Annotated in this window: 12 protein-coding genes, 5 tRNA genes and 1 pseudogene; 1 reads left to right on the forward strand and 17 read right to left on the reverse strand. The window is 63.0% G+C overall.

Features of this window, described 5'->3' with window-relative positions:
- Nucleotides 1-3 precede the first annotated feature (3 nt).
- The 17 genes and pseudogenes from V1292_RS00275 to V1292_RS00355 all read right to left on the reverse strand — a co-directional run bounded on the left by V1292_RS00275 (nucleotide 4) and on the right by V1292_RS00355 (nucleotide 11754).
- Nucleotides 4-87 (reverse strand) — tRNA-Lys (locus tag V1292_RS00275).
- 65 nt (nucleotides 88-152) lie between these two features.
- The gene (locus tag V1292_RS00280) at nucleotides 153-317 is read right to left on the reverse strand and encodes a hypothetical protein (RefSeq protein ID WP_334369779.1); all 165 of its coding nucleotides are present in this window, start codon (nucleotides 315-317) and stop codon (nucleotides 153-155) included.
- A 19-nt stretch (nucleotides 318-336) separates the two neighbouring features.
- Nucleotides 337-410 (reverse strand) — tRNA-Ile (locus tag V1292_RS00285).
- Between the two features lie 7 nt (nucleotides 411-417).
- Nucleotides 418-494, reverse strand: a tRNA-Val gene (locus V1292_RS00290).
- A gap of 4 nt (nucleotides 495-498) precedes the next feature.
- Nucleotides 499-573, reverse strand: a tRNA-Val gene (locus V1292_RS00295).
- Nucleotides 574-654: 81 nt separating this feature from the next.
- Nucleotides 655-731 (reverse strand) — tRNA-Leu (locus tag V1292_RS00300).
- Between the two features lie 549 nt (nucleotides 732-1280).
- A complete protein-coding gene (locus V1292_RS00305) occupies nucleotides 1281-1481 on the reverse strand; it encodes a hypothetical protein (RefSeq protein WP_334369780.1) in 201 nt (66 codons plus the stop codon).
- Between the two features lie 440 nt (nucleotides 1482-1921).
- Nucleotides 1922-2148, reverse strand: a pseudogene (locus V1292_RS00310) (ABC transporter ATP-binding protein); the annotation flags it as partial.
- A gap of 155 nt (nucleotides 2149-2303) precedes the next feature.
- On the reverse strand, nucleotides 2304-3173 hold the full coding sequence (locus V1292_RS00315; RefSeq protein WP_334369781.1) for an amidohydrolase family protein: 870 nt from the start codon (nucleotides 3171-3173) through the stop codon (nucleotides 2304-2306).
- Between the two features lie 3 nt (nucleotides 3174-3176).
- Complete coding sequence (locus V1292_RS00320) at nucleotides 3177-4154, reverse strand: aldo/keto reductase (protein WP_334369782.1); 978 nt, start codon at nucleotides 4152-4154, stop codon at nucleotides 3177-3179.
- Nucleotides 4155-4241: 87 nt separating this feature from the next.
- Nucleotides 4242-5174 carry a sugar-binding protein gene (locus tag V1292_RS00325; protein WP_334369784.1) on the reverse strand — a complete coding sequence of 311 codons (933 nt, stop codon included), beginning with the start codon at nucleotides 5172-5174 and terminating at the stop codon, nucleotides 4242-4244.
- A 91-nt stretch (nucleotides 5175-5265) separates the two neighbouring features.
- A complete protein-coding gene (locus tag V1292_RS00330) occupies nucleotides 5266-6348 on the reverse strand; it encodes an ABC transporter permease (RefSeq protein ID WP_334369785.1) in 1083 nt (360 codons plus the stop codon).
- Nucleotides 6348-7112, reverse strand: coding sequence for an ATP-binding cassette domain-containing protein (locus V1292_RS00335; protein ID WP_334369786.1), 765 nt, complete (start codon nucleotides 7110-7112; stop codon nucleotides 6348-6350). Before V1292_RS00335 ends, V1292_RS00330 begins: the two co-directional genes overlap by 1 nt.
- A 13-nt stretch (nucleotides 7113-7125) precedes the next feature.
- Nucleotides 7126-8448 (reverse strand): xylose isomerase, encoded by a 1323-nt coding sequence (xylA, locus tag V1292_RS00340; protein WP_334369787.1) that lies wholly within the window; start codon nucleotides 8446-8448, stop codon nucleotides 7126-7128.
- Nucleotides 8445-9902: a xylulokinase gene (gene xylB, locus V1292_RS00345; RefSeq protein ID WP_334369788.1), complete on the reverse strand. Its 1458-nt coding sequence runs from the start codon at nucleotides 9900-9902 to the stop codon at nucleotides 8445-8447. Before xylB ends, xylA begins: the two co-directional genes overlap by 4 nt.
- Before the next feature lie 82 nt (nucleotides 9903-9984).
- Entirely contained in the window at nucleotides 9985-11022 is a 1038-nt protein-coding gene (locus V1292_RS00350; RefSeq protein ID WP_334369789.1) for a LacI family DNA-binding transcriptional regulator, read from the reverse strand.
- A gap of 129 nt (nucleotides 11023-11151) precedes the next feature.
- Complete coding sequence (locus V1292_RS00355; RefSeq protein WP_334369790.1) at nucleotides 11152-11754, reverse strand: TetR/AcrR family transcriptional regulator; 603 nt, start codon at nucleotides 11752-11754, stop codon at nucleotides 11152-11154.
- A 202-nt stretch (nucleotides 11755-11956) separates the two neighbouring features.
- On the opposite strand from V1292_RS00355, the gene V1292_RS00360 reads away from it, so the two are divergent.
- Complete coding sequence (locus V1292_RS00360; protein ID WP_334369791.1) at nucleotides 11957-13198, forward strand: efflux RND transporter periplasmic adaptor subunit; 1242 nt, start codon at nucleotides 11957-11959, stop codon at nucleotides 13196-13198.
- Nucleotides 13199-13211 lie beyond the last annotated feature (13 nt).

Consider the following 13211-nt stretch of genomic DNA (forward strand, 5'->3'; position numbering starts at 1 on the left):
GTTTGGAGGACCTGGTCGGACTCGAACCGACGATGCTTTCGCGACGGATTAAGAATCCGCTCCCTTGGCCGCTGGGGGCACAGGTCCGTTGTGGAGGATCCGGGTGGTTTCGAACCACTTGCGCACGGGTTAAAAATCCGCTCCATCTCCATTCAGGTTTGACGCTCCGGATCCATCGGTTTGATGGTTGCGGCGGCCAGCCGCTCCGATTTCACATGGCGCGCCATGATGGCGTCGCTCCTCGCCTTTGCCCTGACAAGCGCGGCCTGGCTCTCGGTGGAGAGAAGGTGCACGCCGGCAGGCAGGTTCTCGCTCATGACGACCTCCCATGCTGTCTGGTCCTCCCGTGATGAATCGAACATCCGTCGATCGCTTATCAAGCGATTGCTCTGCCATTGAGCTACGGGAGGGAATTGATGGTACGTCCGGCAGGCTCTGCCCCTGCCGCCTCCACCATGTCACAGCGGTGCTCTCCTCAAATGAGCTACGGACGCGAGTTGGTGCACGCTGACCGGATCGAACGGCCGACATCCTGCGTGTGAAACAGGCGCTCTTCCGCTGAGCTAAGCGCGCGCTAAAGGATAGGTCCGCCGGGCGCCACCCCTACCGATTGGGCTACGCGGACATTTACCTACGCAATGGAATTGCAAAGTCTGGTGCTCCACGACGGATTCGAACCGCCAACGCACGGAGTCTAAGTCCGTCGCCTCTACCTGTTGGGCTAGTGGAGCGAAATGAGGTTCGGAGCGGTGTTCATGTCGATATTTCCTGGCACGCGCGCCGCAAGCGCTCGGTTCGGCCAGGCGCAGGCGAACGCTCGCCGCAGTGATCCCTGCAATTTTCAGTTCTGGGTGAGGATTTTTCGGCTGCAATCGCGACGGAAGCGCCCGCTGATGCGGGGCGACGGACGCGTACAAGATTTCGGAATAATGGAAAAATGCCCCTGATTTGCCCGACGCGTCAAGTTGCTTTGTCGAATGCCGGCGGCGGCCTGCTACTTTGCATGGGGTTGTTTTCGACATTTTGAGGGCGGCGCTCTACGCTGTAGCTACGCGGGCAAGATTGGTGCCGGTAGAAAGGATCGAACTTCCGACCCTGGCTTTACAGAAATCCTGCACTGCTACGCCGGCGTGAAATCTACCAACGGCCGGGACAATCCCGGCCAACAAAACACTCGCTGCCTGAAACCACCGTTTGCCGCTCCACTGAAGGAGACCGGTACCGGTCAGCGGATCGCCTTATGTCCTCGCAGGGGCGACCATCCTGTATTCGAAATCACTTCACGTCATCTCGCGGCGGCCGTGGTGGCACGCCGACCGAGGTCGGTTGATGTAGTCGAGGTAAATCTGGCGGGCTTCGGACTCGGAGATCCCTCGGCGCGCCACAACGGTGCGCACAAAGGCGAGCGCGATCGGCGAGGAGAAAATCCTCTCGCGGGTACGGTTCTCGAGTTCTGTCTCGGTGGTGTTCTTGCGGGCCATGTTGCCCTCCGCCTGGTTGGCAGAGGGTGGATTCCCGCTGCCTGTTACGCTCTGCCTGCTATCCTGTTGGTCCCGAGATATTCGGGCTTCGTCAGATAGCTCGGACCTTGTTCCGTCACGGACATGCACGACCAATCGCACGGCCGAATAAACGGCAGCGCGGCGGCGGCTTTCGCGACGATATGTGAGCGCAATCGCAACACGGTTTCGGTCCTTAAAGAGCGCCGGCGAGTTCGACGGCGTTTTGTGGGGCAGCGGTATGCACAGAGATTTGCGAATCCGTCAAGAGCAATCGACCAACTATTTGCGGCGGGCGCTTCGCCGCCGGCAGCGCTAACGAACGTTTTTTCGCTGCTAATGTGTTCCGATAACACAGCTATTTGCTCGACCGCTCGCGTGAAGATCGAGCGCGAATAATTTGAGGCTATCTTCGTTTTGCTTCAGGTCGCGAACGCAGCCAGTTCTGCCTCGATATGCGGCACCGCGTCGACCAGTTCGCGTGTGTAAGCGGCTTTCGGATTGCCGACATCGCCCGGCTTTCGCCCTGTTCGACGAAGCGGCCATTTTGCAGCACGATGGTTCGATCGCACTTCATGCGAACCACGTTGAGATCATGGCTGACAAAGAGGAAGGCCAAGTCATCCTCGCGCCGCAACCGGTCGAGCAGTATTTGGGACGCGACGGTTCAGACATCCGAATGGCGGAGTCAAAATCAACTTGATTATTCATTGATTTCAAGGCGCGTTTGGAAAAATGCCAAGAATACGCTCGCTCGATCAATTTCAATAGATTGGGTGTGGTTTCCAAATAAGAACAGCGACACTAAGCGCCACCTTCCCCCACAAGGGGAGGAGGAACAAGATAAGCCCGCTGAGCGTTCGGCCCAAACGCCTTGTGGCGCACCTGCGGACCAAGCTTCATCAGGCACTCCTCGAGCGCGCTCTTGATCTCGCGATAGCTGTCGGCGAGCAGACAGACCGGCCAGTCGGAGCCGAAGATCAGACGATCCTCGCCAAAACATCTGGCGGCATGCTCGACCAAGGGGAACAGACGAGCCGAGTCCCAATCGTCCCACTTCGCCTCAGTGGCGAGGCCTGAAATTTTGCACCAGACATTGCCGCACTCGGCGAGCGCTGCGAGACGATCGGCCCATTCACGGCTGAAGCCGTCGGCGATCGGCGGCTTGGCGGCGTGATCGAGAACAAAGCGCCCTTGCGGAAACGCCTGCGCGGTTGCGATCGCGGCCGGCATTTCTCGCGTGCGTACCAGGAGATCGTAGGTGAGATCGTGCGCAACCACTGCGCTCAAGCCCCGCTGCACGTCCTCGCGCAGCAGCCAATCAGGATCGGGCTCATCGTGCACCTGGTGACGAATGCCGACCAGCCTTTCGCCTCCGGGCAAGCCGCGCAGCCGTTCGAGCGTCTCGTCGACCGTGCCGCCCGTCAGGTCGACCCAGCCGACCACACCGATCACGAAGGGCGTCGCAGCGGCGACGCGCAAGAATTCCTCGGTCTCCTCGATCGAGGAACGGCATTGCACCAGAATGCTCGCATCGATCCCGTTGGCGCGAAGCAGCGGCGCGAGATCGCTCGGGCCGAAGGCGCGGCGGATCCGCGCGAGTTCAGGCGCCTCCATCCAGGGATAATCGGCGCGCGCGGGATCCCAGAAATGCTGATGACCGTCGATCACCATGGGTCAGGCTCCGCCCGGCAGTGGTGCGGACGCGTCGACCAATTTGCGCTCGCGCAGCTCGTGCCAGAAGGAGGACGGCACCAACCGCCCGGCCATCGCGATGTTATCCAAGACCTCCGCAGCGCTGCGCGCGCCGAGCAGCGCGACCGTTACCGCCGGATGGGCCAAACAGAACTGGACTGCGGCGGCCTTGAGCTCGGTGCCATGCTTGCGGCACAGCGCCTCCAGCGCCAGCGCGCGGGCGACGAGCGCCGCATCCGCGTCTTCATAATTGAACTTCGCGCCGTCGCGCGGGTTCGCGAGGATGCCGCTGTTGTAGATGCCGCCGAGAATGATGCCGATGCTCTTCGCACGGCAGATCGGAAACAACGTCGTCACCGCGCCCTGGTCGAGCAGCGTGTAGCGGCCCGCCAGCAGGAAGCAATCGACCGGCGCCACTTCGGCGAAGCGGACGAGCATCTCGGATTGATTCATACCGGCGCCGATCGCCTTGACCGTGCCGTCGTCGCGCAAGCGCCGGAGCGCACGGAAGGCACCGGCGACTGCATCCCCATAGTGATCATCCGGATCATGGACGAGCAATACATCGACGCGGTCGAGCCCGAGACGGTCGAGGCTGTGCTCCACCGAACGCATCACGCCGTCGTAGCTGAAATCGAATTCCGGCCGCTCGGCCGGCGTGCCCTTGTAGTGATCGTCTTCCGCGGCCGCACTGGACGGGCGCAGCAAACGGCCGACCTTGGTGGAGATTGCAAAGGATTCCCGGTCCTGCTGGCGCAGAAAACTGCCCAGGCGACGTTCGGCCAATCCAAAGCCGTAGAGCGGCGCAGTATCGAAGAAGCGGACACCGAGCGACCAGGCGCGTTCGATCGTGGCTTCCGCGTCCCTGTCGCTGACCGGCGCAAACAGTCCGCCGAGAGGAGCGGTTCCGAGACCAATCGCCGTGACGTCGAGTCCATCCGCAAGTCGCGTGCGCTTCATTCCAGGATCCATGGTCGAAACATGCACTCCCTCTCCCGCACCCGGGAGAGGGAGTGTAGCGCAGGAACGTTGGGGCTGAGAACGTTCCTACTTCAAGAGTTGAGCGACGTTGTCCTTGGTCACGAGGTCAAGGCCGGTATGGATGACCTCGGAAACCTTCTCGCCCTTCTTGATCGCCAGCAGCGTATCCATTGCCTTCTCGCCCATTTCGAAGGGGCGCTGCCCGGTGAGCGCGTTGGAATAGCCGTCACGCAAGAGTTCAAGCTGCATCTTGAGCGTATCGGCGACGACGAGCGTCAGCTTGCCGGCATCGATGTCCTTCTTGTTCTTGTTGACGAAGGCCTTGTAGCCTTCCGGCGCAAACATCGGCCAGCCGCCGACCGGCACGATCGCGCCGAGATCCGGCGTGGCGGTGCGCAGATCCGCCATCTGCTGGACCGCGAGCGCAGGATCGTCGTTGCAGAAGGTCGGCGAACCCGCGACCTCGACCCATTTCGAACCCTTCAACGCCTCGCGTACGCCGTCGACGCGCTCGGCAAGATTCTTGGCGCCGGGGCCGCCGGAGACGACGGCATACTTGCCGCCTTCGGGCTTGAGCTGGAGCAATTGTTTGCCAAGCGCGAGGCCAAAGTCCTTGTTGTTGGTGCCGATATAGGCGATCCGCTTCGAGCCAGGCGCATCCGCATCGAAGGTGATGACGGGAATGCCGGCCGCGGTCGCTGCCTCGATCGATTTCGTCATCGCTGCGACATCCGCGACCGAGATCGCAAGGCCGTCCACCTTCTGCGTGATGAAATCCTGGATGATCTGCGCCTGCGTCGCCGGTTCATGCTCGACCGGCCCCTTGTAGATGCATTGGACGTTGCCGAGCTCCTTGGCGCGCTTGAGGCAGCCGTCGCGCGCGACGTCGAAGAACGGATTGTTCATCGCCTTGGGCACGATCACGAACTTGTAGGTCTGCGCCAATGCCGGGGTGGCCATCATCGCGATGGCCATGCCGGCAAAAAGAAACTTCCTCATTGCTTCCCTCCACACATTTGTGCCTATCCATTTAAATTGATGCCCCGGAAAGCGGATAGACGATGCGTTCGTTGTCCTCCCGGAGTAACTGCTAAGTCATGCGTGAGCGGATGCGGTCGACCAGCACGGCCAGGATGATGATCACCCCGACCAGCGTCTGCTGCCAGTAAGAGCTGACCTGCGCGAGCACGAGGCCGTTGCGGATCACTTCCAGCAGCACGCAACCGACGATGGCTCCGAGCGGGCCGCCGATGCCGCCTGCAAGGTTGGCGCCGCCGATGACGGCCGCAGCGATGATGGTGAGCTCGTAGGACGTTGCCATGTTCGCAGGCGCTGACCCGAGCCAGCCGGAGACGACAATGCCTTGCAGGCCTGCGGCGAGCGCGCAGATCACATAGACTTCGATCTTCACCCGCACGACCGGAATGCCGGTCAGCTCGGCTGCCTTCTCGTTACCACCCAGCGCGAAGACGTGGCGGCCGAAGGTCGTATGGTGCAGCACGACCGCCATCACCACGGCGAGGATCACGAGATAGATGAAGGGCGCGGGTATGCCGAACAGATCGCCCGAGGTGAGCGCGTAGAAATAATCGGCGTCCGGGCCGCCTGGAAAACTGCCGCGGCCATTGGAGACGACATAGCCGAGGCCGCGCACGATCGAGAGCATGCCGAGCGTGGTGACGAAGGGTGACAGCCCGAGCACCGCGATGCAGAAGCCGTTGATAAGACCTGCGATCAGCGCGGTGCCCAGTCCGGCAAGAACGGAGACCAGCAGGATCAGCCCCGGCACGTTGGCGACCACGGTCTTGCCGTCCGCGGCAAGATGCACGAACAGCGCCGCGCCGGGCATGCCCGGCGTCGACAGGCTCGACATGACCATGGAGGTGATCATCGCAGAGAAGCACATCATCGATCCCACCGAGAGATCGATGCCGCCGGTGATGATCACGAAGGTGACGCCGAGCGTGGCGATGGCGATGAAGGAGAAGTTCTTCGCCACGTTCTGCATGTTGCCTTCGGTGAAGAAATATGGACTGGCAAAATGCATCACGACGAGCAGCACCAGCAGCGCGAGCAGAACGTAGCCGGTTTGCGAAGCGAAGATGCCACGCTGCCACCATCTGATACGACCGACATTGGTAAACGAGATCGGGGATTCCAGGGGCATAGCCATCACGCCGCCTCCTTTGCGCCCGTGATCAGGGCGGTGACTTCCTCAGGACTGGTGTCGCCGATCGGCTTGTCCGCCCGTTTCTCGCCGCGGCGCATGACCACGACGCGGTCACAGACTGCGAACACGTCGGGCATGCGGTGGGAGATCAGCATGACGGCGACACCTTGCTCTTTCAGGCGATGAATGAGGCTCAGGACCTGTTCGACCTGGCGCACCGAGATCGCGGCCGTCGGCTCGTCCATCATTACGAGCTTGGCGTTGGAAAGCCGCGTCCGCGCAATCGCAACCGCCTGGCGCTGACCACCCGACATCTGCTTGACGAGGTCATCCGGCCTCGTTTCGGAGCGCAGCTCGCCGAACAACTGCAGCGCGCGCACAGCCATCGCCTTGTGGTCGAGGAAGGCGAACGGACCGAATTTGCGCTTGAGCTCGCGGCCGAGGAAGACGTTGGCCGCCGCCGTCAGATTGTCGGCGAGCGCCAGGTCCTGATAGACGACCTCGATCCCGACCGCGCGGGCATCGATCGGGCGGTAGAAATGGACTGCATTGCCGTCGAAGCGGATCTCGCCATGGGTGGGGCGGAAGTTGCCGGCGATGATCTTCACGAGTGTCGACTTGCCGGCGCCATTGTCGCCCATCAGGCCGACGACCTCGCCGGGGAAGACCTGCATGTCGACATCGTGCAGCGCGCGGATCGCGCCGAATTCCTTGCCGATCCCTGTCAGCTCCAGGACCGGTTGCCCGTTTGCGCACGGGATTGTCATGCTCAGCCTCGCTTCAGACATACCGGTTGACCAATGATTCCAGATATTCTTGACGACCCGAGCGCGGCTGTGGATCGAAGCCGGCTACCAGCGCCCGATCGGCGAGATCGGCGAGCGAACGCTGGCCGGCGAGAATTGCGCGCCCCTCCGGCTCAGCCCATCCGGCGTAACGCTCCGCGACCGGCTTCGTCAGCGCCTCAGCATCGAGCATGTCGGCCGCGGCGAGGAACGCCCGCGCGCAGGCATCCATGGAGCCGACATGGGCGTGCATCAGGTCGTCCGGGTCTATGGATTGACGCCTGATCTTGGCGTCGAAATTGAGACCGCCGGTCGAGAAACCGCCACGGCGCAGGATTTCATGAAACACCAGCGCCAGCTCCGGCACGTTCATCGCGAACTGGTCGGTATCCCAGCCGAGCAGGTCGTCGCCGCGGTTGATGTCGAGCGAGCCGAACACGCCGAGCGCGCCGGCGAGTGCGACCTCGTGCTGGAACGAGTGACCGGCAAGGATGGCGTGGTTCTGCTCGATGTTGAGCTTGACGTCCTTCAGCAAATCGTAGCGCTGAAGGAAGCCGTAGCAGGTGGCGACGTCGAAATCATATTGATGCTTGGTCGGCTCCTTCGGCTTGGGCTCGATCAGGATCGGTCCCTTGAACCCTATTCTGTGCTTGTGCTCGACGACGAGCGAGACGAAGCGGCCGAGCTGATCGAGTTCGCGCTGAATGTCGGTGTTGAGCAGTGTCTCATAGCCTTCCCGTCCGCCCCAGAGCACATAGTTCTGACCGCCGAGCCGATGCGTTACCTCAAGCGCGGCGCGGACCTGGCCGGCGGCATAGGTGAAGATGTCCGGATCCGGATTGGTCGCCGCGCCCGCCATGTAGCGACGATGTGTGAACAGATTGGCCGTGCCCCAGAGCAGCCGCACTTTGCTCGATGCCATCTTTTGTTCGAAGAGATCGGCGATGGCGTTGAGGTTGGCAACGGACTCTGCCAGCGAGGCGCCTTCCGGCGCGGCGTCGACGTCGTGGAAGGTGAAGAAGGGCGCATCGAGCAGGCGGAACAGCTCGAACGCGACGTCGGCCTTGGCGCGCGCCATTGCCATCGCATCCGCACCATGATGCCAGGGCCTCATGAACGTCTCGCCCCCGAAAGGATCGCCGCCGGGCCAGCAGAACGAGTGCCAGTAGCAGACGGCGAAACGCAGGTGGTCCTCGAGCCGCTGCCCGTGAACGATGCGATTCTTGTTGTACCAGCGGAAGGCGAGCGGGCTTTTGGCGTCCTTGCCGCCATAGGCGATCGGCGCACTCGCCCCGAAGAATTTGGGTGACACGTTCATAGGGAGAACTCCTTCAACGCAGGATATAGTTTTCGCCACTGGTGATAGGCTTCATCATAGGCGGCTGCGGCGGACGCTCGCGGCAAGAAGCTCGCAAGTCGCCGCGGACGCGTGCAGACCTGGGCAGGGTTTTCGCCTGTGGCGGCAAGCCGGCCGAGCCGTGCCGCGCCAAGCGCTGCACCGACCTCGCCCTCCTCGACGCGGTGCACGGAAATGCCGAGCACGTCGGCGCAGATCTGCGCCCACAGCGCCGAGCGCGATCCACCACCGACGAGATCGACTTCGGTGATCGCCGAACTGGCATCGCCGAGCGCCGCAAGATTGTCGCGCGCAGCAAAGGCCACGCCTTCGAGCACAGCCTGAACGATTTGATCGCGCCCCGTCGCACCACGCAAGCCGACGAACGCGCCGCTGGCAGCAGCGTCGTTGTGCGGCGTGCGCTCGCCGTCGAGATAGGGAAGGAACTTGACCGGGCTCGGGCCGCGGACGGTCTCGCCGAGCGGCGCCAGCAACGCGGCGGCAGGCGTCGCCATGACGCCCGAAAGCCAGGCGAGCGAGGCGGCCGCCGCCAGCATCACGCCCATCTGGTGCCAGAGACCCGGAAGCGCATGGCAGAAGGCGTGCACAGCCGACGCGGGCGCCGGCGCAAAACTGTCGGTGACACGAAACACGACGCCTGAAGTTCCCAGCGACAGGAATGCATCGCCGGGTGTGATGGCGCCGAGCCCGATCGCGCTTGCGGCACAGTCTCCCGCACCGCCGGCAACCACAACATCTTTCGCCATGCCCCAGCGCTTCGAAAATTCGGGAGCGAGTACCGCGCTGATCTCGCTGCCTTCGACCAGGCGCGGCATGTGGTGAAGATCGAGCCCGGTGGCATGTAGCAGCAACGCAGACCAGCGGCGCTGACCGACATCGAGCCAGAGCGTCCCGGCGGCGTCCGACATGTCCTCGACCATCTCGCCGGTCAGGCGGTAGCGCACGTAGGCCTTCGGCAGCAGCACTTTTGCCACCCGCTCGAAAATCTCGGGCTCGTGGCGGGACACCCAGAGCAGCTTTGGCGCGGTGAAGCCTGGCATCGCGAGATTGCCGGCGACGGTGTGGAGCGAAGGACAGCGCCCCTCGAGCCTCTTGCATTCGGCAAGGGAGCGGCCGTCATTCCACAGGATGGCCGGACGCAGCGGACGCCCGTCCTCGCCGAGCAAGGTAGCGCCGTGCATCTGGCCGGAGAGACCGATGCCACGCACCAGCGCGACGTCGCGCGGATGAGCGGACGCGAGATCGTCGACGGCGCCGATCGCCGCATCAACCCAGGCGTCCGGATCCTGCTCGGACCACAGCGGTGCGGGATGCGAGAGCGCAAGCTCGCGCGCGGCTGTCGCGACGATTACGCCAGCCTCGTTCAAGAGCACCGCCTTCACACCGGACGTGCCGATGTCGATCCCGAGATACACGTCGTTGTCCTCCCTTCCGGCCCGATCGGCGATCTTTGTCGCCTTCCCAACACCGGGCCGTCTTGCAAATCAGTTCTGCAGGCTACGGGAGATTGTCCCGCATCACGATGTCGATCCGGATCTTCTCCTGCTCACTCAGGATCGGCTCGCCGCGGGCGAGCGCGAGCAGCACGCGCACGGCGGCGCGGGCCTCATGTCCCGGGTTTTGCGAAATCGCCGCATCCATCACGCCTTGCAACAAGAGCTTGCGCGTCAGCACGGTGACGTCGTGTCCGACGAACACTACTTGTTTCTCGCGGCCGGAATCGATCAGAGCCTTGGCAACGCCTTGCGTGCCGGCGCCGACATTGTAGAGGCCGACGATGTCAGGATGTCTGCCGAGCAGCCGCGACATGAGCTGTTCCGAGCGCTCGTCCTCGTCGCGCCCTTCGAGCACGGGCAGCACGTTGAGCCCAGGAAACTCCGACGCCATCACCTGATTGAAGCCGAAGATGCGCTCGGCATGGTCGCGCAGACCTTGCGAGCCGGCGACGATCGCGACCTTGCCGGATCGCGGACCAACGAGGCGGCCGACCAGCGCGCCCGCGGTGCGCCCGGCGGCGATATTGTCGATGCCAACATAATAATGACGGCGCGACGACGGCACATCGGAGACCAGTGTCACCACCTTGGCGCCGCCATCGACGAGATCGTTGATGGCGGCCCGCACGCTCGGATGATCCAGCGCGATTACCGCGACGCCGTCATACTCGCCGGCAAGAGCCTCCAGCGAGCTCGCGAGAACGGAGGCGTCGAACACGTCGGTTGCGACCAACTCGACCGCGAGGCGGCGGGCCGACAGCCAGCCCGACATCTCGCCGAGATAGGACTGGATCTGCTGCATGAACAGGTTCGGCCCCGACGGCATCACGAAGGCGAAGCGCCGGGCACGGCCACGGGCAAGCTCGGCGCCGGCCACATGCGGCTGGAAGGAGTTGCGCGCGATCGTCTCCTTGACGCGGCGGATCGTGTCGGGCCGCACGCCGGGGCGGTTGTGCAGGACGCGATCGACCGTCGCGAGGCTGACGCCAGCCTGGCGGGCGATGTCCCTGAGCGTGAGAGGGCCGTCCGGCTCCTTCATGGGGCTGAAGGCTAGCAGAGGTAATTTGAGGTACGCAACTCATTTTGAGGAATACGGCGCAGTAGAGCATGTTCAGGGCCACCGCCGTGGAGCGGGGGCTGCATCCCAGAAGGCTGAACTGCGGCACCGTCAACGTTTCGTCGACTGTTCCTCGAAAACCTTAACAGAAACGTTCGCCACTTGCCGCAGTGCTTCGCGATCGGCGCCCGATGATGCCATCACGCCCATGCCGGCGGATACCGCCGAGAGATAGCGCGCCAGCGCGGCAGCGTCGGCGGTCTGCTTCAGATCGCCCTCCTTCTTCGCCCTGACGAAGCGTTCGCGCAGCTGATCCTCGGTCAGTGCACGGCGCGCTGCGAGCTCGAAGGGAACGTTCTCCGAACCGGTGCCGCAGGCAAGGCCTCCCTGCACGAGCAGGCAACCAGGCGGATTGTCGGGATCGGTTTGGCTGTCTGCGGTGCCCATGAGCATCCGCTCCGCGACGTCGCGGGCGGTCGGCGCGCTCAAAACCCCCTCCATCCAGGCCGCACGTTTGGCCGTGTACCGGTCGAGGGCAGCCTTCAGGAGACCTTCCTTATTTCCAAATGCCGCATAGAGGCTCGGCGGGTTAATGCCCATCGCCTCGGTAAGCTGGGCAATGGTCGCGCCCTCATAGCCATGTCTCCAGAAGACTTCCATGGCCTGATCCAATGCGGCATCGGCGTCGAATTCTCTCGGGCGTCCCATGGCCATTCGCGTTACTCCCTTGAAGTCGACGCCGTTTTCCGCTCGGCTTCAACCCTCTAACCTTTTGATTTGTCGTGGTTCTTTTATTTGATTTCCAGTCTTGCGGCTTGCCGACATAAGATTTTCGTAGTGTGCAGTACATAAGTATCTTGCGGACCGTCGTCCAGCTCCATATCTGTAGCGAACACTACATTTATGGAGCGCGCAAATGCCCCCATCCACCACTACCTTCCGTTCCGGTCGATTCAGACGCGTTGTCGGCGGCGTTGCCATCATCGGCGTCCTCGCGGCGGCCGCTTCGATCGCGAGCGGCCGCTATTTTCATGCAGCCCAGGCGACCACCGGAACCGCACCCGAGCAGGCCGTCTCCGTCACGATCGCGGTGATCGAGCCGCGTCGGACCGCGCTGTGGGATGATTTCTCTGGACGCCTCGAAGCCGTCAACCGCGTCGAGCTCCGCCCACGTGTCGCTGGCGCAATCCTGTCGGCCAACTTTGCCGAGGGCGCGCTGGTGAAAGCCGGCGATATCCTGTTCAAGATTGATCCGGCGCCCTACGCCGCCGAAGTGGATAAGGCGAGCGCGCAGCTCGAGGCAGCAAAGGCGCGCGCGATCTTCACTGCGAGCGAAGTCGAGCGCGGCGCACAGCTCGTCGGCAACGCCGTCGTCACGCGGCGCGATTTCGATCAGCGCGACAACGCCAATCGCGAAGCGCTCGCCAATGTGAAGGCGGCCGAGGCGACGCTACAGACTGCAAAGCTCAATCTCGACTACACCGAAGTCCGCGCACCCGTCGATGGCCGCGTCGGCAAGATCGAGGTGACCGTCGGAAATCTCGTGGCCGCAGGGACCGCCTCCCCGGTCCTGACCTCTCTGGTCTCTGTCAACCCGATCTATGCGAGTTTCGATGCGGACGAAGAGATCGTGCTGCGGGCGCTGAATTCCATCGCAGATAGTTCGGGCAAGCGCGGCAATCTTGATCAAATACCCGTCGAGATGACCACCTCTGGCGGCACATCGGCCAAAGGCCATATCCAGTTGATCGACAACCAGGTCAATGGTCAGAGCGGCACCATACGCGTCCGCGCGGTATTCCAGAACGAGTATGGACGCCTCATTCCGGGTCAGTTCGCGCGAGTGCGGATGGGCCAGCCGCAGCAACAGACACTGGTGATGATCGACGAGCGAGCCATCGGTACCGATCAGGATAAGAAGTTCGTTATGGTGGTCAGCGATGATAACCGCGCGGTCTATCGCGGAATAACGCTCGGCGGCGCCGTCGACGGGCTCCGCATCGTGACGGGTGGCCTGAAATCCGGTGACCGCATCGTCGTGAACGGCCTACAGCGGGTACGCCCGGGCGCGCTCCTGAAGACCGAAATTGCGGAGATGGGCTCGCGCGGACCGCAGCAAGCATCGAACGCCGGCAGCCGGCAAATCGTGCAGCGCTAACGACCGTCAGCGC

The sequence above is a fragment of the Bradyrhizobium sp. AZCC 1719 genome (assembly GCF_036924525.1).
Lineage (GTDB): Bacteria > Pseudomonadota > Alphaproteobacteria > Rhizobiales > Xanthobacteraceae > Bradyrhizobium.